Annotated in this window: 16 protein-coding genes and 1 riboswitch; of the genes, 10 read left to right on the plus strand and 6 right to left on the minus strand. The window is 64.4% G+C overall.

The genetic code is table 11. The annotated features are described in order from the left end of the window. Positions 1-170: 170 nt before the first annotated feature. Positions 171-3635: a DNA translocase FtsK gene (locus tag ASF26_RS04975; protein WP_056250364.1), complete on the plus strand. Its 3465-nt coding sequence runs from the start codon at positions 171-173 to the stop codon at positions 3633-3635. Positions 3636-3798: 163 nt separating this feature from the next. Further along, on the plus strand, positions 3799-4701 hold the full coding sequence (locus ASF26_RS04980; protein ID WP_056250366.1) for an outer-membrane lipoprotein carrier protein LolA: 903 nt from the start codon (positions 3799-3801) through the stop codon (positions 4699-4701). Between the two features lie 241 nt (positions 4702-4942). Here ASF26_RS04980 and ASF26_RS04985 read toward each other — a convergent pair whose 3' ends face one another. Continuing rightward, complete coding sequence (locus ASF26_RS04985; protein WP_082477517.1) at positions 4943-5740, minus strand: lysophospholipid acyltransferase family protein; 798 nt, start codon at positions 5738-5740, stop codon at positions 4943-4945. A 79-nt stretch (positions 5741-5819) separates the two neighbouring features. Here ASF26_RS04985 and ASF26_RS04990 point away from each other — a divergent pair, with 79 nt between their 5' ends. Both ASF26_RS04990 and ASF26_RS04995 read left to right on the plus strand, forming a co-directional pair. After that, positions 5820-6629, plus strand: coding sequence for an exodeoxyribonuclease III (locus tag ASF26_RS04990; protein WP_056250367.1), 810 nt, complete (start codon positions 5820-5822; stop codon positions 6627-6629). 310 nt (positions 6630-6939) lie between these two features. Further along, positions 6940-7051, plus strand: a riboswitch (SAM-I-IV-variant riboswitch). A gap of 50 nt (positions 7052-7101) precedes the next feature. Beyond that, on the plus strand, positions 7102-8169 hold the full coding sequence (locus tag ASF26_RS04995) for a low specificity L-threonine aldolase (protein WP_056250369.1): 1068 nt from the start codon (positions 7102-7104) through the stop codon (positions 8167-8169). An 89-nt stretch (positions 8170-8258) separates the two neighbouring features. Here the strand turns inward: ASF26_RS04995 and ASF26_RS05000 are convergent, their stop codons facing one another. Further along, positions 8259-8486 carry a hypothetical protein gene (locus ASF26_RS05000; protein WP_244475830.1) on the minus strand — a complete coding sequence of 76 codons (228 nt, stop codon included), beginning with the start codon at positions 8484-8486 and terminating at the stop codon, positions 8259-8261. A gap of 526 nt (positions 8487-9012) precedes the next feature. On the opposite strand from ASF26_RS05000, the gene rpsO reads away from it, so the two are divergent. The 3 genes from rpsO to ASF26_RS05015 all read left to right on the plus strand — a co-directional run bounded on the left by rpsO (position 9013) and on the right by ASF26_RS05015 (position 12057). After that, complete coding sequence (gene rpsO, locus ASF26_RS05005; RefSeq protein ID WP_018044126.1) at positions 9013-9282, plus strand: 30S ribosomal protein S15; 270 nt, start codon at positions 9013-9015, stop codon at positions 9280-9282. 214 nt (positions 9283-9496) lie between these two features. Further along, a complete protein-coding gene (pnp, locus tag ASF26_RS05010) occupies positions 9497-11668 on the plus strand; it encodes a polyribonucleotide nucleotidyltransferase (protein WP_056250372.1) in 2172 nt (723 codons plus the stop codon). 167 nt (positions 11669-11835) lie between these two features. Continuing rightward, the gene (locus tag ASF26_RS05015; protein ID WP_018044130.1) at positions 11836-12057 is read left to right on the plus strand and encodes a DUF2892 domain-containing protein; all 222 of its coding nucleotides are present in this window, start codon (positions 11836-11838) and stop codon (positions 12055-12057) included. Positions 12058-12149: 92 nt separating this feature from the next. Here ASF26_RS05015 and ASF26_RS05020 read toward each other — a convergent pair whose 3' ends face one another. Beyond that, positions 12150-12413, minus strand: coding sequence for a GlsB/YeaQ/YmgE family stress response membrane protein (locus ASF26_RS05020; protein WP_018044131.1), 264 nt, complete (start codon positions 12411-12413; stop codon positions 12150-12152). A gap of 208 nt (positions 12414-12621) precedes the next feature. On the opposite strand from ASF26_RS05020, the gene ASF26_RS05025 reads away from it, so the two are divergent. After that, a complete protein-coding gene (locus ASF26_RS05025; protein ID WP_056250374.1) occupies positions 12622-12984 on the plus strand; it encodes a RidA family protein in 363 nt (120 codons plus the stop codon). A gap of 26 nt (positions 12985-13010) precedes the next feature. Continuing rightward, entirely contained in the window at positions 13011-14153 is a 1143-nt protein-coding gene (locus tag ASF26_RS05030; RefSeq protein WP_156462868.1) for a polyamine ABC transporter substrate-binding protein, read from the plus strand. Positions 14154-14187: 34 nt separating this feature from the next. Here ASF26_RS05030 and ASF26_RS21835 read toward each other — a convergent pair whose 3' ends face one another. The 3 genes from ASF26_RS21835 to ASF26_RS05035 form a co-directional block, all read right to left on the minus strand. Then, positions 14188-15936 (minus strand): ATP-binding protein, encoded by a 1749-nt coding sequence (locus ASF26_RS21835; RefSeq protein ID WP_082477524.1) that lies wholly within the window; start codon positions 15934-15936, stop codon positions 14188-14190. A gap of 2 nt (positions 15937-15938) precedes the next feature. Next, positions 15939-16982 (minus strand): DNA cytosine methyltransferase, encoded by a 1044-nt coding sequence (locus ASF26_RS21840; RefSeq protein WP_082477518.1) that lies wholly within the window; start codon positions 16980-16982, stop codon positions 15939-15941. 923 nt (positions 16983-17905) lie between these two features. Further along, entirely contained in the window at positions 17906-18307 is a 402-nt protein-coding gene (locus ASF26_RS05035) for a DUF3597 domain-containing protein (RefSeq protein WP_056250376.1), read from the minus strand. Positions 18308-18569: 262 nt separating this feature from the next. Here ASF26_RS05035 and ASF26_RS05040 point away from each other — a divergent pair, with 262 nt between their 5' ends. Then, entirely contained in the window at positions 18570-19598 is a 1029-nt protein-coding gene (locus ASF26_RS05040) for an ABC transporter substrate-binding protein (protein WP_056250378.1), read from the plus strand. Positions 19599-19600: the final 2 nt, after the last annotated feature.

Raw genomic sequence — 19600 nt, forward strand, 5'->3', positions numbered from 1 at the left:
ACCCGTTACGCGCCGGGGCTCCAGGGGGAGGCGAGCGCGCCTGGTCTCCGGAGATCCGACACTTCGCGGCATGCGGGCAAGCGTCTGTTAACGACGTTGGCTCTAGCTTGGGGAAGAACCGCTCCTGTCGAGGACGCGGACCCGTACCCTTCGAGTCAATCCAGAGCATCATGCGCGCATCGGGACGGCCTCCCTATTCTCATCGTGATCCCTCCCGGCCCGGACGCGGCGGCGACCGCCCCGGCCTGACCTTGGGCGCCCTCGCGCACAGGCTGATCAGCCTGCGCGCAAGCCTGACCCGGCGCCTCGCCGGACCGCCCCAGCGCCCGAGCCTGGTCTCGCCGCGCCCGGCGCAATCCTGGCTCACGGCCCCCCGGGACATGGTGCACGACGCCCCCGCTCCCCAGGCCCAGCCTTGGGCAGAGCAGGGCAAGTGGGCCGAGGCGCAGGCCTGGCCGGACCACGTCTTCGACGACCGCGCCACCCCCGATCTCGCCCGCTCCTCGGGCATTGCGGCCATGGACTCGACCGGCGAGAGCCGGATCGACCACGGCGCATCGAGCCCGCGCGTGCTGATCCGTTCGCCGCGCCGCCCCGCTTCCATCACGCCGGAGGGCTACGACGCGCCGGCCCATTCCGCGCCCGAGCCGGACGCCCCGGCGGTGCGCTACACCCGCACCCCCGATCCGGTGCTGCAGGAGCGTCGCCAGCGGGCGCTCGATGCCGAGCGCCTGGCGCAGGAGGAGCAGGTCCGCGCCGCGCGACAGGCCGAGGACGAGGCGCGGCAGGCCGCCGAACGCGCGGCCCTGGCCGCCGCGGAAGCGGAGCGTGCCGCCTGGGAGGCGGCCGAGGCCGCGCTTCTCGCCGCGATTCCTCCCGAGCCGCCGCCTCCCCTGTGGCGCCAGCCCTATACCCCGCCGCCCGGCGTCCGCTTCTTCCGCTCGCCCGATCGCCGCCCGCAGGCCGTCCTCGCCGCCATCGTCGATGAGCCCCTTCCGATCCCCGCATCGGTGAGCGAGCCGGTGGCCGCCGCCGAGCCGGCGCCGCTGCCCGTCGACCGCGATTGGACCGAAGTTCCGGACTGGGCCGCCATGCGCGCCTGGTTCGACGGCGAGGATTCGACCGCCGTCGAGACGTGGTCGGCGATCCAGGCCGATTCCGCCGAGGCATCCGCTCCGTCCCTGTTGGAGGCTTCTCCCGTGCGGGAGCTTGCCCCGGTGCCGGAGATGTCTGCGGTGCCGGATCTGGCGCCGGTCAGCACACAGGCGGACGAGACCTCACCCTTCACGGTCTCGCCGACCGTGGACATCTCGGTCCTGCGCCCGCTGCCGCCCAGCCCCGTCTATGTCCTCGACCGGCTGATGCGGTTCGACCGTGTCGGCACGCCCCTGCCCGCCAACGGCCAGGATAACGGCCAAGATAACGGCCAGTCCGTACCCGTCAGGGACGAGCCGAGCCACGAGGACCGCGTCGCCGAAGTCGCCGAGGCGGCCACCCTGGCTCTCGTCATCGAGCAGACCGGGCCGGCCCCCCAGCGTTCGGTTGCCGTCTCGGCCATGGCCGCCCGCGCGGCGATCCGCCCGGCCCGCATGCCCGCCGCCCCGGTGGCGCAGGCTCCCGCGATGCAAACTCTCCTGATGCAGCCCCCCGTCGCGGAAGCTCCCGTGATGGACGCCTCCGTCGCGCAGACCGTCCCGATGCAGGCCCCCTCCCCTGTCGCAGTGGCGCCGGTCGCTCCGGTCTTCACGCCGGTGCCGCCGCGCCCGGTCCTGCTGCGCAACCCGAAGGCCACCGCCCCGGCTCCGGAACCGGAGCCTCGGGTGGCGGAAGCGCCGGCCGTCCCCGAAGCCGCCGCACCGGTCGAGATGGAGGAAGCCCCGGCTCCCGTCCTCGCCCTGCCGGCCCCGCCGCCCGCCCCGTCACCGTCCCGCGCGATCTTCCCCGAGCCCCGCGCCACGCTGATCCCGGCCGGCCGGCACACGCCGATGTCGCTGGTGGAGAACGAGGATTACGAGCACCCCTCGCTGGAATTGCTGGCCGAGCCGCCGGTGACCGGCACCGAGGAGGTCGATGCCGACGTACTGGAGCAGAACGCGCTCAACCTCCAGCAGACGGTGCAGGATTTCGGCGTGCGCGGCGACATCCTCGCCGTCCGCCCCGGCCCGGTCGTGACCTTGTACGAACTGGAGCCGGCCCCCGGCACCAAGTCGAGCCGCGTCATCGGCCTCTCGGACGACATCGCCCGCTCCATGTCGGCGGTCTCGGCCCGCGTGGCGGTGGTACCCGGCCGCAACGTCATCGGCATCGAACTGCCCAACGAGACCCGCGAGACCGTCTACCTGCGCGAATTGCTGTCCTCGGCCGATTTCTGCATCAGCAAGCACAAGCTCGCCCTCTGCCTCGGCAAGAATATCGGCGGCGAACCGATCATCGCCGATCTCGCCAAGATGCCCCACCTGCTCGTTGCCGGCACCACCGGCTCGGGCAAGTCGGTGGCGATCAACACGATGATCCTGTCGCTCCTCTACCGGATGAAGCCGGAAGAGTGCCGCTTGATCATGGTCGACCCCAAGATGCTGGAACTCTCCGTCTATGACGGCATCCCACACCTGCTCTCCCCCGTCGTCACCGACCCGAAGAAGGCGGTCATCGCCCTCAAATGGGCCGTGCGCGAGATGGAGGAGCGCTACAAGAAGATGTCCAAGATCGCGGTCCGCAACATCGACGGCTACAATGCCCGGATGGCGGAAGCGCGGGCCAAGGGCGAGATCATCACCCGCGAGATCCATACCGGCTTCAACCGCGAGACCGGCCAGGCCGTGTTCGAGACGGAGGAGATGGACCTCTCGGCCCTGCCCTACATCGTCATCGTGGTCGACGAGATGGCCGACCTGATGATGGTGGCCGGCAAGGACATCGAAGGCGCGATCCAGCGCTTGGCTCAGATGGCCCGTGCCGCCGGCATCCACCTCATCATGGCGACGCAGCGTCCCTCGGTGGATGTCATCACCGGCACGATCAAGGCGAACTTCCCGACCCGGATCTCCTTCCAGGTCACGTCCAAGATCGACAGCCGCACGATCCTCGGCGAGATGGGCGCAGAGCAGCTGCTCGGCCAGGGCGACATGCTGTTCATGGCCGGTGGCGGGCGCACCACCCGCGTCCACGGCCCGTTCTGCTCGGATTCGGAAGTCGAGAGCGTGGTCGCCCACCTGAAGCGCCAGGGCCGGCCGTCCTATCTCGAAGCCGTCACCGTGGACGAGAACCCGCCCGAGGAGAAGCCGGCAAAGGCCTCCAAGGCCGACAAGGCGGCGGCCGCCGAGGCCGAAGAGATCGACGCGCCGATCTTCGATGCCGGGGCCTATGCGGGCGGCGGGATCGATGCGGGTGCCGACCTCTACGACCAGGCGGTGCAGGTGGTGATGCGGGACCGCAAGGCCTCCACCAGCTACATCCAGCGCCGCCTGCAGATCGGCTACAACCGTGCCGCCTCGATCATGGAGCGGATGGAGGTCGAGGGCATCGTGGGCCAAGCCAACCACGCCGGTAAGCGCGAGATCCTGATGGAGACCGCGCCGTCCAGCATGGGGGCGATCTCGATGTCGTCGCCGATGATGGACGACGACGACGAGTGAACTCCTCCTCCCTCCCCCTTGTGGGGAGGGACCGAGGGTGGGGGTGGCTCCGGACGAGGCGAGCCGTCTCCGGCCCCTCACCTCCACCGCATCGACGTCCCATATTCGCCACAGGCTCGGGTTCTAAGCCGGAACCCCACCCGACTTCGGAGAACGCCCCAGGATGACCGGCCGACGCCACCTTCTCGCCGCCGGCTCGCTCCTCGTGCTGGCGGCCGGTCTCCACCCCGCGCCGGCCTCGGCGCAGGTCTCGTCCTTCCTCGACGGCCTGTTCGGGCGCAAGGAGCAGCCCGCGCCGGCCCCCGCTCCCGAGCCGGAAGCGCCCCCGGCCGCTCCCGCCGCGCCGAAGAAACCGGCGGCCCAGGCGCCGAAACCCGCCAAGGCGGCGTCGGATAAGCCGGCTCCCGGCGCAAAACCCGCCGCGAAGGCCGCGCCCTCGGACGCGCCCGCCAAGGTCGCCGCCGTCGGCGCCCCCACTGCCGCGTCGTCCATGCTGGATGCCGAGCCCGCCGCCGTGCTCGCCCAGGCCAATGCCTATTTCAACGGAATGACCACGCTCAGCGGCAACTTCGTCCAGATCGCCGGCGACGGGCGCCGCATCGGCGGCAAGCTGACCCTGGCCAAGCCCGGCCGCCTGCGGTTCGACTACGACCAGCCCTCCCCCATGGAGGTGGTGGCCGACGGGACCTCGGTGGCGGTGAAGGACCGCAAACTGAAGACCCAGGACCTCTACTTCATCTCGCAGACGCCCCTGAAATTCCTGCTCCGCGAAAAAATCGACCTGGCCCGCGATCTCACCGTGTCGGACGTCTCCAACGATCCGGGCGGCATCCGCATCTCCCTCGAGGACCGGGCGACGCTGGGCGGAACCTCGAAGATCCAGCTGTTCTTCGACGCCGAGATGAAGACCCTCAGCCAGTGGCGCATCACCGATCCGCAGGGCTACCAGACCACGGTGCAGCTCTCGAACCTGCAGAAGGGCAAGGCCGTCGACGGCAGCCAGTTCTTCATCAATTACGGGCGCAGCGAGGACAAGGCGATAGAGAAGCAGATCAAGGCGCAGTGAGGGGGCGCTCCCGCTCCCCTGCGCCTCTTGGATTCACACATCTGCTCTCGAGGAGCAGAGCGCGTCCCTCTCCCCCTTGTGGGGAGAGGTCAGGAGTGGGGGTGGCTCCGCCAGCCTCCGCAAGCTGAGGGTCGCCCAACCACCCCCACCTCCAACTCCTCCCCACAAGGAGGAGGAGGGCAGCGCCAACCGCTGGAAAGCGTGGATCCGATAAGCCCGCAGAGGGGGGAGGGATTTTCGATCAGGACGCCTGAAGCTCCATTACTGCTCCGCTCCGCCAGCGGTTCAATTCGGCGTCGATCGCGTCCTGCGTGCCTCGCATGAACTCCCCGCCCGAAAGGCCGGGCTTCAGGGCGGCGAGGTAGCTGACCACCACGGTGCCGGGGACGTGCCGTGAGCCGCCATGGGGCCAGTACAGCCCGGAATTCACCGCCACGGGCAGGACCGGCAGGCCGAGCTTGGCGTAGAGCAGCTCGACCCCGCGCTTGAACTGCACCGGCGCGTCGATGGTGCTGCGGGTGCCCTCCGGGAACATCAGGATGGACCGGCCTTCCGCGATGGCGAGGCGGCTCTCGTCGATCATCGTGCGCAGGGCCTGGGTGCCGTTGGCCCGGTCGATGATGATCATCGGCGAGCGGCGCAGGAACCAGCCGACGATGGGGATCGCCACGAGTTCGCGCTTGGCCACGATGGCGACGTTGGGCACCAGCACGAGGAAGGCCAGGGTCTCCCAGGCCGATTGGTGGTTGGCCACGATGAGGCACGGCTCGGTGGGGATGTGGGCGCGCCCCTCCTCCACATAGGACAGGCCGACGATGTGGCGCAGGCCGAACAGGATGCCGCGCGACCACAGCCGCGTCGCCGCCCGGATCGGCTTCGTCGGGCAGCCGAGAGCCGCGAGCACCACGAGGGGAAGCGCGAAACAGGCGGTCCAGGCGGCCCAGTAGACGTTGAAGAGCGCAGAGCGGGTGCGCGACACGACGGGCGATCCTTCCTGTATCTTCGAATTCGCGTCCCTCTCGGTGGTGGAACGCGGCATTTGTGCGGCGACGGGCGGGCCGATCCGGTCTATCGAAGCGGCCGATCCCGTCTCTTATCACATCTGTGAGCTAGACCCGTTGCGCCTCTCCGTCACCACCTGGAACATCAATTCGGTGCGGTTGCGCATCGATCTCGTGCTTCGGTTCCTCGCCGAGGCGAAGCCCGACGTGCTCTGCCTGCAGGAGACGAAGTGCCCGGACGATGCCTTTCCGCTCAAGGCCCTGCGGGGTTCCGGCTACGAGCACGTCGTCTTCGCGGGCCAGAAGGGCTATAACGGCGTCGCCATCCTCTCGCGCTTTCCCCTGCTCACCCGCGACGTCATGGCCTTCTGCGGGAAGCCGGATGCCCGACACATCTCGGCGGTGCTCGGGGCCGAGGCGGGCGCGGCGGCGGGCCTCGTGATCCACAATTTCTACGTCCCGGCCGGCGGCGACGTTCCGGATGTCGGGCTCAATCCGAAATTCGCGCACAAGCTCGACTTCCTGCAAGACCTGCGTGCCTGGGGCGCACGGCGCATGGCCGGCCCGGCGATCCTGGTGGGCGACCTCAACGTGGCGCCCCTCGAGCATGACGTCTGGTCGCACAAGCAGTTGCTCTCCGTGGTCAGCCACACGCCGGTGGAGACGCAGGCCCTGGAAGAATTGCGCGGGGAAGCCGGCTGGATCGACGCCGCCCGCGTGCTCACCCCGGAGCCCGAGAAGATCTACACGTGGTGGAGCTACCGCTCGCCGGACTGGTCGGCCGCCAACAAGGGACGGCGCCTCGACCATGCCTGGATCTCGCCCGACCTCATCGGCACCGCGCGCTCCGTGGACGTGTTCCGCGAGGCGCGGGGCTGGGAGCGGCCCTCCGACCACGTGCCGGTGACCCTGACCCTCGACCTCTGACGGGCCGGTGCATTCCACCCATGTAGCCGGCCGAGGAACGCAAAGCCCTGCCGATCATTGCACTTCGGACTGGCGGCCCCGAATGGGCGCCGCATCCCCTTCCCGTTCCGGAGTGTCCTCGACATGCGCAAGCTGATCCTCGCCTTCCTTCTCCCCAAGGTCGTGTCCTACCTCCGCCGCCGCTTTGCCGGCCGTTCGGGTCGCCCGACTGCCTGAAGGTCGCTCTTCGCCCGTCCTTCGAGCGTCGGAGGACGGGCGGCACACATCACTCTCGTCGCGTTGCGGCTGGGTCCGCGCGCTGCTAAGCCTCCTATCGCATCAAGAGTCGCGGCGACGCCCGACGCCAACCTGCTGATCCGAGCAAGGTGGAGCCCTCATCGACTGGAGGGGATGTGGCCGAACCGGCAACGAAACGGGTTTCGCCACGCGTCGCTTCGGCTCCCCTTTGGGACCGACGGAAGGCGCAGCGACGATGAAGCCCGAACCCCAGCAATTCGCCAGCGACAATTACGCCGGCATCTGTCCCGAGGCCTGGGCCGCCACCGAAGCGGCCAATGGCGGTTCGGTACCCGCCTATGGCGAGGATGCCTGGACGAAGCGGGCGTCGGACGCGTTCCGCGATCTGTTCGACAAGCCGGATGCGGAGGTGTTCTTCGCCTTCAACGGTACGGCCGCGAACTCCCTGGCGCTGGCCTCCCTGTGCCAGTCCTACCACAGCGTCATCTGTTCGGCCTCGGCGCATGTGGAGACCGACGAGTGCGGCGCCCCGGAATTCTTCTCCAACGGCTCGAAACTGCTGGTGGCGGCGAGCCCGGACGGGAAGCTCACGCCCGCCCTCATCCGGGGGCTCGCGACGGGGCGCTCCGACATTCATTTTCCCAAACCCCGCGTCGTGACGATCACCCAGCCCACGGAGACGGGACAGCTCTATACGCTCCGGGAGATCGCCGACATCTCGGCCACCTGCCGCGAGCTGTCCCTGCGCCTCCATATGGACGGCGCGCGCTTCGCCAATGCCTGCGCCAGCCTCGGCTGCGAGCCGGCGGAGATGACCTGGAAGGCCGGCGTCGATCTGCTCTGCTTCGGCGGCACCAAGAACGGCATGGCGGCGGGCGAGGCGATCCTGTTCTTCGATCCCGCCCTTGCCGAGGATTTCGGCTATCGCTGCAAGCAGGCGGGCCAGCTCGCCTCGAAGATGCGCTTCCTCACCGCGCCCTGGGTCGGAATGCTGGAAGGCGGCGCCTGGCTCCGCAACGCGGCCCACGCCAATGCCTGCGCGCAACGCCTCGCCGGCGCGGTGGCGGAGTGCCCGGGCTTCATCGCCATGTTTCCGGTGGAGGCCAACGCCGTGTTCCTGAAGGCCTGGCCTGAGCGGCTGGAGGCTCTGCGGGACAGGGGCTGGCGTTTCTACACTTTCATAGGCGGTGGCGCCCGGTTCATGTTCGCCTGGGATTCAGAGCCCGAGCGGATCGACGCGTTGGTGCGGGACATCCGCGCGGTGAGCGCAGGCGTCCCGGATCGAGTGTCCTCCTCCGGCTGATTTCGTTCGCCCGTCGGGCTTCGCTCAGGCTTCTGGAATGTCGCGGAGTTCCGGCCGCAGAACCGGCGACCGTTTTTCTCGAGACCGGCTCAGTCCACTTTCTTCGTGTCGGGCATGCCGGCCACGAACTCCTTCACGGCGGCATCGTACTGTTGCTTGACGAAGTCCTTCGTCCCGACGGGAACGACGGCCCAGATCACGGCGGCGACGAAGATCAGCGCCGCGACGATGTAGGAAAAGCCTTCGAAGACGCCGAGCCATCCGAGCAGCAAGGGGACGAGGCTGAGTGCCGAGGAGATGTAAGGCGAGCTGAACAAGTAATAGCTCGATACGAAAGTAATAACCGCAAATGCTATCGGTCTTGCGACCTTGATGATGATCCGCTCCATTCCACCCCCAGTTGTTTCCGCAAATCCGATTGCGCTTCTTAGTCAAGGTTGGAGCCATTATCACATTTGTGTTTGAATGCAAAAGTCAGAAGCTGGGATTTGCCAGGGTGTGACCTTCACGACGAAATGAAGCTCGGATCGTCGACAGATAATGCAATAAATCAACGCGTTAGAGCCGGAATGGCCCGACGGGGCCATGCGCCGTTCCGGCCCCCCGCCAGGGCAGAGCGAATGCCCGGCATCCGTCCGGGTCGGCGCCGGGACGGGGGTGGCACGAAGCCCGGATTCGTGTATGTGTCCCATGGCCTCGACCCGGAAACGGGCACGGGGCTATAGCTGCTTGTGAACGCGACCGTGCTGGACGACATCCCGGCACAGGCCCCGTCCCAGGCTGAGGCGGACTCTCTCGACGAGCGCCGTCTCGATCCGAAAACCCGTATCGAAAGGGAATGCGATGTCGATTTCGGCCGAGCGCAAGACTGCGCTCATCAAGGAATACGCGACCGGCGGCAAGGACACCGGTTCTCCGGAGGTTCAGGTGGCGATCCTCACCGAGCGGATCACCAACCTCACCGGCCACTTCAAGACTCACGGCAAGGACAACCATTCCCGCCGCGGCCTCCTGAAGATGGTCTCGCAGCGCCGCTCGCTGCTCGACTACGTCAAGCGCAAGGACGAGGCCCGCTACCGCAGCCTCATCGAGCGTCTCGGCATCCGCCGCTAAGGCGATTTTCGCGGTCCCGAGCCTGGCTCAGGGCCGCGTTTCATTGACGTCCCGCGCTGCCGGAATGGGTCTGGCCGCGCGACCATCGGGCCGCTTCGAGGCGCACTCGTCGGGGACAGGATCGCCAGGAGTTCTTCGCCGGTCCGGCGCGGAACTCCTGGCCGTCTTGCCCCTGGCGGCGCCGGGCACGCCCGACCGCAGGAAGGCATGACATATGTTCGACGTACAACGTGAAGAGCTGATCTGGGGCGACCGCAAGCTCGTCCTCGAGACGGGCAAGGTCGCCCGCCAGGCCGACGGCGCCGTGATGGCGACGTATGGCGAGACCTCGGTGCTGGCCACCGTCGTCTCCGGCAAGGAGCCCAAGGCCGGAATCGACTTCCTGCCCCTCACCGTGAACTACCAGGAGCGCGCCTACGCCGCCGGCCGCATCCCCGGCGGATACTTCAAGCGCGAAGGCCGTCCCTCCGAGAAGGAGACCCTGGTCTCCCGCCTCATCGACCGCCCGATCCGCCCCCTCTTCGTCGAAGGCTGGCGCAACGACACCCAGGTCGTCGTCACCGTCCTGACCCACGACCTCGAGAACGATCCCGACATCCTCGCCATGGTGGCGGCCTCGGCCGCCCTCACCCTGTCGGGCGTGCCCTTCACCGGCCCGATCGGCGCGGCCCGCGTCGGCTACGTCAACGGCCAGTACATCCTGAACCCGCCGGTTCCCGAGCTCGAGAACTCGACCCTGGATCTCGTCGTCGCCGGCACCCAGGACGCCGTGCTGATGGTGGAATCCGAGGCCAAGGAGCTCGACGAGGACGTCATGCTCGGCGCCGTGATGTTCGGCCACAAGCATTTCCAGCCGGTCATCGACGCGATCATCCGCCTCGCCGAGAAGGCCGCCAAGGAGCCCCGCAACTTCTCCGCGCCCGAGAACGGCGACGTGGAGAAGGCCGTCCTCGACGTGTGCGAAGCGGAGCTCCGCGACGCCTACAAGAACACCGTCAAGCAGGAGCGCTACGCCGCCGTCGACGCCGTGAAGGCGAAGGTGATCGCGGCTCTGTGCCCGGCCGAGGGCGAGCAGAAGTTCAGCCCTGAGAAGGTCAAGGCCGCGTTCAAGGAAGCGCAGTCCAAGGTCGTGCGCTGGAACATACTCGACACGGGCTCGCGCATCGACGGACGCGACGTCCGCACCGTGCGCCCGATCGTGTCCCAGGTCGGCGTGCTGCCGCGCGCCCACGGTTCGTCGCTCTTCACCCGCGGCGAGACCCAGGCCCTCGTGGTCGCCACGCTGGGCACCGGCGAGGACGAGCAGTTCATCGACGCGCTGGAAGGCACCTACAAGGAGACCTTCCTGCTGCACTACAACTTCCCTCCCTATTCGGTGGGCGAGACCGGCCGCATGGGCTCCCCGGGCCGTCGCGAGATCGGCCACGGCAAGCTCGCCTGGCGCGCCGTGCACCCCGTCCTGCCGCCGGCCCACGAGTTCCCGTACACGATCCGCGTCGTGTCCGAGATCACCGAGTCGAACGGCTCCTCCTCCATGGCCTCCGTCTGCGGCGCCTCGCTGTCGCTGATGGATGCCGGCGTGCCCCTGCGCCGTCCGGTGGCGGGCATCGCCATGGGCCTCATCCTCGAGGGTGAGCGCTACGCCGTGCTGTCCGACATCCTCGGCGACGAGGATCACCTCGGCGACATGGACTTCAAGGTGGCGGGCACGGAAGCCGGCATCACCTCGCTGCAGATGGACATCAAGATCGCCGGCATCACCGAGGAGATCATGAAGGTCGCCCTGCATCAGGCGCAGGAAGGCCGCGTGCACATCCTCGGCGAGATGGCCAAGGCCCTCACCGATGCCCGTCCCGAGCTCGGCGAATACGCGCCCCGCATCGAGACCATGCAGATCCCCACCGACAAGATCCGGGAAGTGATCGGCACCGGCGGCAAGGTGATCCGCGAGATCGTCGAGAAGACCGGCGCCAAGATCAACATCGACGACACCGGCACGGTGAAGATCGCCTCCAGCGACGGCAAGGCCATCAAGGCCGCCTATAACTGGATCCGGTCGATCGTGGCGGAAGCCGAAGTCGGCATGATCTACGACGGCACCGTCGTGAAGTGCATGGAGTTCGGTGCCTTCGTGAACTTCTTCGGCGCCAAGGACGGCCTCGTCCACATCTCGGAACTCGCCGCCCAGCGCGTCGCCAAGGTGACGGACGTCGTCAAGGACGGCCAGAAGGTGAAGGTCAAGTTCCTCGGCGCCGACGACCGCGGCAAGATCCGCCTGTCCATGAAGGTCGTCGACCAGGAGACCGGCGAGGACCTCACCGAGAAGCTCAAGGCCGAGCGCAACGCCGAGCAGGACCGCGCCCGCGGCCCTCGCCAGGACGCGTAAACCGTCTCAGCCCTGAGGGGTGATCGAGAATGAGAAGCGCGGCTCCGGAAGGGGCCGCGCTTTTTTATTTGGGGCGAGGATGAGCGCCCGCTCGGATGCGTTCTCTCGGAACACCCATCCTCCCGCCGCGTTCGCCCCGCGACGCAACACGAGGAGTAGATTGCACCATGGCCGATCCGATGATTCCGAGCATCTTCGAGGGCGAAGCGAACCTGTCCACCACCGAGCGGGCGGTGTCCGTTGTGCTCGGCCTCGGCATCGCGGCCGCCGCCGCCCAGCCCCGGCCGAACAAGTGGCTGAGCCTGGCCGCCCTCGTGGTCGGCGCCGGCCTCGCCATCCGGGGCGCCACCGGTCATTGCCCGGTCAAGTCGGCCGGCTACATCTCCTGAACCCAAGACACGAAAAAGGGGCGCTCCGATGGGGCGCCCCTTTCTTTCGTCCGATCTCCGGCGCGGGTTACACGACCCACGCCGTTCGAGTCTCAGAGGGTGGTGGTGCGGCGGCTGGCGATGAAGCCGTAGATAGCCAGCACCACGATGGCGCCGACCACCGCGCCGATGAAGCCCGCGCCCTGGTTGGGGCCGTACCAGCCCAGCGCCTGGCCGAGGAAGGTGGCGACGAAGGCGCCGACGATGCCGAGGATGGTGGTGAGGATGAAGCCCGCGGGCTCCTTGTCGCCCGGCATGATGAACTTGGCGACGACACCGGCGAGGAAGCCGATGATGATGGTCCAGATGATACCCATGAGATGATCCCCGATACGCGGCGGCCGGGATTGTCCCCGCCGGACTTGGCCGTATTGGTCAAGCAACGCCGCATCGCGGGATGGGTTGCGCCCGGCGTGGCGAGAATGTCTCATTCCGCGAGGGGGCGCGTCCCCCTGCCCCTTTACGGGCGCCCCTCCCGCACGGCACAACGCGGGGGCACCCTCCCCCAATGTCGAGTCTCCCCGCATGACCACCATCACCCGTTTCGAATCCGGCGCCCGCATGAGCCAGGCGGTCACCTATGGCGACATGGTCTACCTCGCGGGTCAGGTGGCCGGCACGGTGGTGGGGGCCGGGGTCACAGCGCAGACGCAGGAGATCCTCGCTGAGATCGACCGGCTGCTCGCCAAGGCCGGCAGCGACAAGAGCCGGATCCTCTCGACCACGATCTATCTCGCCGACATCGCCACCTTCGCCGAGATGAACGCCGCCTGGGATTCCTGGGTCTCGAAGGAGAACCCGCCCGCCCGCGCCACGGTGGAGGCCAAGCTCGCCGCACCCGAATATCTCGTGGAGATCGTCGTCGTCGCGGCCAAACTCCCCGCCTGACGCACCGACACGCGAGGAGCCAGCCGATGCGCCGGATCGTTTTCGTCATCCTTCTGATCGCGCTGGCGCTCAGCCTCGCCGGGTCGCTGTTCCTGGCCTTCGCCTTCCTCAATTCGGCGCAGGCCCAGGAGCAGAAGGGCCCCGAGCGGGTGGTCAACATCTACAACTGGTCGGACTATATCGACCCCAAGATGCTGGACGCCTTCACCAAGGAGACCGGCATCAAGGTCGTGTACGACACCTACGACAACAACGAGATCCTGGAGACGAAGCTGCTCGCCGGCCAGTCCGGCTACGATCTCGTGGTGCCCACCGGCCCGTTCCTGCAGCGGCTGATCAAGGCCGGTGTGTTCCGCCCCCTCGACAAGGCCAAGATCCCCAACCTCAAACACGCCTGGCCCGAGATCGCCCAGCGCCTCGCGGTCTACGATCCCGGCAACGCCTATGCGGTGGACTACATGTGGGGCACCACCGGCATCGGCGTGAATCTCGGCCCCGTGCGCGAGCGCCTCGGCCCCAATCAGCCCCTCAACACCTGGACCCTGGTGCTCAACCCCGCGCTGATGGCCAAGCTGAAGGATTGCGGGGTGATGATGCTCGACAGCCCCGAGGACCTGATTCCCAGCATGCTGCCGGCCTACGGCTTCAAGCCCGACACCAAGCGCTGGGACGACATCTCCCAGGTCACCGACGCCCTGTTCAAGGTGCGCGGCTCGGTGCGAAAATTCCACTCGTCGGAATACATCAACGGGCTCGCCAACGGCGACCTCTGCCTGGCGGTCGGCTATTCCGGCGACGTGATGCAGGCCAAGAAACGCGCCGAGGAATCGAAGAACGGCGTCGAGATCGCCTATTTCATCCCGAAGGAAGGCGCGCTGATGTGGTTCGACGCCCTCGCCATCCCCAAGGACGCCCCCCACCCGGAGGAGGCCCACCGCTTCATCGACTACCTGATGCGCCCCGAGGTCGCCGCCGCCAACACCAACTTCGTCGCTTACGCCAACGGCAACCTCGCCGCCAAACCCCTGGTGAAGCCGGAGATTCTTTCGAATGCCGGCATCTACCCGGACGAGGCGACGATGCAGCGGTTGTTTACGAACCAGGCCTGGGATGACCGGACGCAGCGGTTTGTCACGCGGAATTGGACGCGGGTGCGGACGGGGCGGTGATTTGAATCGCTCTTGGCCACTTTTATAGTGATGTCTATGATTTGCTTTTGCGAAGTATTTCGCGCAATTGGTCTGCAATATACATTATATGTGGATTTGAAGGTTTCAACAACCAGTGTGCGCTGATCTCTAACGCCTGAGCGGTGTGGGGTTTATCTTCTTTTTCAAGATGGGCAATTAACGCGGATTTTGCTTCTTGATTTGTCATGGAGTTTTTCAATTTCTCAGTACTGAGGACCTCTAAAATTACAAATTCAGGGCAAACAGCATCTAGGTAAAAAACTCTTGTCGAAGCCCACTTTAAATATGCGGATGAATTATCCGGCAACGAATTTGAGCAATGTATAGGTCGTACATTAAACAATTCTAATATTGTTTGTCCGGCCACCTTCTTCTGTTGAGGAGTAAAGGTGTCAGGATCAGGGATTGGTTTGCTGGGAATTTTATCTCCATCTAGCATCACGTATGCATCTCTGCTTTCGTGAATCCAGTTTGGTATATTGAAAGTCAAAATAGCGTCGGCTCCGCCAGCGGGAACAAAAATTTGAAAAGCACTCCGCTCACCTGCATCCATATTTTTCATTGCAATTTCAACTAGAGCTTTGAGCAATACGTCCTCAACAGCAAGCAGAATTTTGGTTCCTAAGTGACCAATCCTATTAAAAGCTACTTGCGGATGTGTTACCGACACAACTCTAGCTCGACCGTCCGGACCATCTTCCAATACCTTGATGGCCTTTCGGGGTAGGCTTTCAACAATCGTAGAGGAATGAGTCGAGATCACGATTTGAAGATGTTTTTCTACGGTCATTTTCATTAGGAAAGCTAGTAGTCTTACTTGTGCCCCCGGATGAAGCGAAGTTTCTGGTTCGTCTAGTAATACAAGTGTGAGATTAGCTGCCGCGACTACTTCCATGACAGCCCGAACTACGGCTAACTCCCCACTGCCCGCGAAAGCTTCCGAGTATGCCCCACTAGTTCGTTCAAAAAAGACTGAGGGTGACTCAATTCGCCCATAGAGGCCATGCAATACATATCGAGCCCGGATATATTCACGTCCAAGAATATAGCTTACCCATGATAGTTCAATTTCACTTAAGCTACGATTTACGAATACTGCATTTTTCCCGCCGGGAGAGTATTTGCTAAGATTGTACTTCATTACAGTTTTAAGGCGCCGCGCCCCGTTCTGGAACCGCTTTTGCCGTTCTGCCCTAGCTTCAGATTGGTATGGGTAATAAAAATTGCGGTCAAAGGCGCTAAATTCGCATTTAAAATTAATATACTTGACTGGTCTTTCCGTGGGATTCCATCTTTCTTTTGACCGAAAAGGGCGCGAGGCATCGTCTATCGGTGGCATAGGTGCCATGCCATCGCTTTCTAAAGCACGAGCTGGTTCCCAATAATCCGCTCTCCTTTTACCCCTGACTTTTTTTGTCTCAACAAATTGATTCAGTTCCGCGATCCAATGCTTATAAAAATATCTTGGAACTCCGGCATCGCCCCCGTCATCGATCGGATCTATTGCGGTAGAGAACCAAAATCTGGCGGTACTATATTTCATGGGCATGCCCCAGAGGGCGTGGAGAATGGACGACTTTCCAGTTCCATTCGCGCCCACTAACGCAGTTATAGGAAATTCAAATTTGATTCGAGTATGAGGAGCGATGTTTTTAAAATTTGGGAATACTGCCTCGCCAATAAATTTATCCAAAGGAGAGCCAGGGCGAAATCGCTCTAGAGTTTTAAGTAATTCGTCAATATTTGGTTCAATAAAGGGCATTTTTACTGCTTACTTGCTAGGAGGGAGCGTGCATGAGCAGATATAAAGGGGGGTGGTAAGGCGTTTCCGATCATAAGGGAAATTGCTTCGCGACCGTGCGTGATGTCGAATTTGTAGTCCGGTGGAAAGCCTTGAAGTATCGCTGCTTCTCTCAGCGTAATAGCCCGATCTGCAACCGGATGTAAAAAACGTCCCTTGGACGGGTTGTAGCATCCGCCCGTGATAGTCGGAGATGGTAGATCCCACGACATTCTTCCATAAACGTCTGAAAAACCGTTAGTTCGCATATGACAAGCAAGTTTGCTAGAATCTGGAAGATCGCGTCTGCTTCCTCCATTTTGAGGAATTGCTTGAATTAATGTTTTGATTCGTTCCGAACGGCGCTCTGGAAGATCGTGAAGCGCGTCTCCACTTCTGCCTGGTTCAGGCAGCAAAGCAATTGCGTCCCTCACCGTCATCACGCGATTTTCGGGTGGAGCAAGCACCGGGCTGCGATCCAAAGATGCTACAAGGATTAGCCGTTTTCGGCGTTGTGGGACATTATATTGAGAAACATCGATTATACAGTCTACGATGTTGTATCCAAGACAGATCAACGTTTCCTTGAATTGATGGTAGCCGGAATATCCTGATAGACCCGGTACATTCTCCATCATTACCATTCTCGGTCTTATAACTTCAACAAACCGAGAAAAATCTTGCACCAGATTATTTCGTGGATCGAGGGCGGGCTGAGAGCTATTTCGATGACGTATGCGGGAAAATCCTTGGCACGGGGGGCAGCCAGCAATTAGATCTAATTGTTCAGGCTGAAGATCAAAGCGGCTAAGGAGCTCTGCCGGATCAGTTGTTCTTATGTCCGTTCCTAGACTTACCACCGAATTATGGTTCAAACTATATGTTGCGCGCGCCTTTTGCTCAATTTCAACGGATGCTAAAACCTTAAAGCCAGCTTGCTTTAGGCCACAGGTCACGCCTCCGCATCCGCTAAATAAATCAATCGCTATAGGCTGATTTTTATAATGGATTTTCTTCAAACGTGACATTTTATTATATTACATATCCTAGATTGTTGCGAAAACATCACTATATTGCGATATTAGCAGGTTTACTCTGAGGTGCGGTTCTTAGGTTAGGCGTTGTAACTGGGTCAGCATCATCGATCTGTTGGCAAATTTTCATATTCTTAACGGCGGTGCAACTCGGTACAGGGGCTTTGCACGTGTGAATTTTCGATCCGACCTTGACAAAATTCCTATTCCATGCCTATATCCCCACACCTGCCGCCCAGCGAAGGGGGCCTGTCCGGTGACCGACCGGGTGGGCCGAAAGGGGCGGCGGGGCGGTGCCTGCGTCGGTGGTGTCGGTCACCATCGCCCCGGGCGGCGGCTCGATAGTCTGGGGGCTCGGATGGGGGCGCGGTAGGTCGGGAGTTAAATGCCCCGGCACTGACCCTGATCTCGGCTGCCATGATGAGGTTTGCGGCCCCTCCAATACGAGAGGGCGTGCGGGTTCGAACAGCCGGGCTGGGATGCAACACGACCACCTCAGGCGCGACGCAACGCGAGGACCGCTGGAGACACCGCGACGCAAAAACAGGCCCCGGCGGGAATGCCGGAGCCTGTCGGGACGCCGGTGGACCGGCAAACAATTCTAGCGCTCAATGGGTTCCGCGGCGTCCCGCGTCCCCCTGTTGGGACTTCTCTTGGGCCATGCCCCCGGCGCTGTTGCGCGCGGGGGTGAAGGTGTTTGGAGAGCCGGTGGCGCACGTGTCCTTCTCCCCTCTGCGGGAGAAGGTGGTCCGCGAAGCGGATCGGATGAGGGGAGCGCGTTGTCCGGAGATGTCGCCCCCTCTCCCGTCTGCTCCGCAGGCACCCTCCCCCGCACCAAGTCGGGCCTGCCCGACTTGGCCAGCCAAAGACGGATCTCGGGCAAGCCCGAGGTCCGTGGGGGGAGGGTTCGGAGTGGATCAATCCTTCAGGTCGGCCGGCACCTTGCCGCCGTTCTCCTCGAGCTTCTTGATGACCTGCTTGTGCAGCCAGACGTTCATCGTGGCCGAGTCTTCCTTGTCGCCGGTGTAGTGCAGCTCGTCGGCGAGCGACTTGCGGGCGCTGAGGCTCGAATCGATGTCGAGGAGCTTCATCAGGTCGACGATGGAGGTCCGCCAGTTGAGGGTCTGGGAGTTCTTCGCGGCCATGCCGTTCAGCACGGCCTCCACGTCCACCGGCTCGCCGGGCTTCGCCGCCGCGGCGCCGGTCGTGTCGGTCGTGGCCGTGCCGGCCGGGGCGTCGGCGGGGGCGGCCTCAGCCGTGGTGCTTCCGCCGCCGAACGGGTGCAGGATCTTGCTGACGATGCTGCCGAGAAAGCTCATGGCGTTGTGTCCTTGTCGTTGGCCGGCCGCGACGAGGTGCGGCCGGTCTCCTGCTCCTAACGGAATCGGGCCGAGGCCGTTCCAGATCGGCACCGGGGAATAAAGACCGCGCGGCGACCTTCGAGCGTGGAACGCCCTCCCCGATTGAGGAACGCAAGCCGTTCTTTCGCTCACGGGTGTTTGAAGAATGCGCCGCCTGTGGCATGGCCGGGCTCACGGCTCCTTGCCGGGCCACCCTTCGCTCCGGAATCCGGATCCCCCGATGCGCTCTCCCCTCCCCGTCCTCGCGACGCTCCTGACGGCCTTCGTCGGGCTCGTCCTCGCCGCCCCCGCCCAGGCGCAGACCGCGCCGATCCCCATGCGGATCGGCGTCATCCCGGTCATCGGCGCCGCGCCGATCTTCGTGGCCAACGGCGAGGGCTGGCTCAAGGAGGCGGGCCTCAGCCCCACCTTCACCACCTTCGAATCCGGCCCGAACATGATCCAGGCGCTGGCGTCGGGCACTATCGACGTCTACGTCGCCGGGGTCGCGCCGCTCGCCGTGGCGCGGACCAAGAACATCGACGTCCGCGTGGTCGCCTCCACGGCGGTGGAGGAGATGGTGTTCGTGGCCGGCCCGAAGCTCGCCCCGTTCTTCGCCAGCGGCGCCAGCAAGGCCGAGGCCTTCGCGCAGTTCAAGGCCAAGGAAGGCCGCTCCGCGCGGCTTGCCACCCAGCCCCTCGGCTCGGTGCCCAACACCACCCTGCAGCATTGGCTGTGGCAGGTGGCCAAGGCCGACAAGGCCAATGCCGAAGTGGTGTCCATGGGCATCGACGCCACGCAGCAGGCGATTCTCGCCGGCGCCGTGGACGGCGCCTCGATCCGCGAGCCGGCCCTCACCATCGTCCAGGGCCGCAACCCCGCGATCACGCTGATCGCCAACGGGGCCGAGATGTTCCCCGACCAGCCGGGCACGGTGGTGGGCGTCTACGGCGCCTATGCCGACCGGAATCCCGGCGCCGTGGAATCCCTGGTGCGCTCGCTCATCCGCGCCGACACCCTGCTGAAATCCGACCCGGCCAAGGCCGCGCCCCACGTGCTCGCCGCCCTCGGCAAGGGCATCGTCGATCTCGCCACGATCCAGAAGGCCCTCACCTCCCCGGCGGCGAAGTTCACCGTCGATCCGCGCGCCATCATCGTCGCCACCAAGGCGATGCAGGCCTATCAGGTCTCCATCGGCGCCCTGGAGAAGGACGTGCCCCTCGATGGGCTGTTCGACTCCCGCTACTACGAGAAGGCCATCGCGCCCTGATC

This window comes from Methylobacterium sp. Leaf93, from assembly GCF_001422345.1.
GTDB classification, from domain to species: domain Bacteria; phylum Pseudomonadota; class Alphaproteobacteria; order Rhizobiales; family Beijerinckiaceae; genus Methylobacterium; species Methylobacterium bullatum.

Bases quoted from the DNA above. Each gene is read 5' to 3' on its own strand.
- ASF26_RS04975 (WP_056250364.1), top strand. From the start codon at position 171: ATGCGCGCATCGGGACGGCCTCCCTATTCTCATCGTGATCCCTCCCGG.
- ASF26_RS04980 (WP_056250366.1), top strand. From the start codon at position 3,799: ATGACCGGCCGACGCCACCTTCTCGCCGCCGGCTCGCTCCTCGTGCTG.
- ASF26_RS04985 (WP_082477517.1), bottom strand. From the start codon at position 5,740: ATGCCGCGTTCCACCACCGAGAGGGACGCGAATTCGAAGATACAGGAA.
- ASF26_RS04995 (WP_056250369.1), top strand. From the start codon at position 7,102: ATGAAGCCCGAACCCCAGCAATTCGCCAGCGACAATTACGCCGGCATC.
- rpsO (WP_018044126.1), top strand. From the start codon at position 9,013: ATGTCGATTTCGGCCGAGCGCAAGACTGCGCTCATCAAGGAATACGCG.
- pnp (WP_056250372.1), top strand. From the start codon at position 9,497: ATGTTCGACGTACAACGTGAAGAGCTGATCTGGGGCGACCGCAAGCTC.
- ASF26_RS05015 (WP_018044130.1), top strand. From the start codon at position 11,836: ATGGCCGATCCGATGATTCCGAGCATCTTCGAGGGCGAAGCGAACCTG.
- ASF26_RS05020 (WP_018044131.1), bottom strand. From the start codon at position 12,413: ATGGGTATCATCTGGACCATCATCATCGGCTTCCTCGCCGGTGTCGTC.
- ASF26_RS05025 (WP_056250374.1), top strand. From the start codon at position 12,622: ATGACCACCATCACCCGTTTCGAATCCGGCGCCCGCATGAGCCAGGCG.
- ASF26_RS05030 (WP_156462868.1), top strand. From the start codon at position 13,011: ATGCGCCGGATCGTTTTCGTCATCCTTCTGATCGCGCTGGCGCTCAGC.
- ASF26_RS21835 (WP_082477524.1), bottom strand. From the start codon at position 15,936: ATGCCCTTTATTGAACCAAATATTGACGAATTACTTAAAACTCTAGAG.
- ASF26_RS21840 (WP_082477518.1), bottom strand. From the start codon at position 16,982: ATGTCACGTTTGAAGAAAATCCATTATAAAAATCAGCCTATAGCGATT.
- ASF26_RS05035 (WP_056250376.1), bottom strand. From the start codon at position 18,307: ATGAGCTTTCTCGGCAGCATCGTCAGCAAGATCCTGCACCCGTTCGGC.
- ASF26_RS05040 (WP_056250378.1), top strand. From the start codon at position 18,570: ATGCGCTCTCCCCTCCCCGTCCTCGCGACGCTCCTGACGGCCTTCGTC.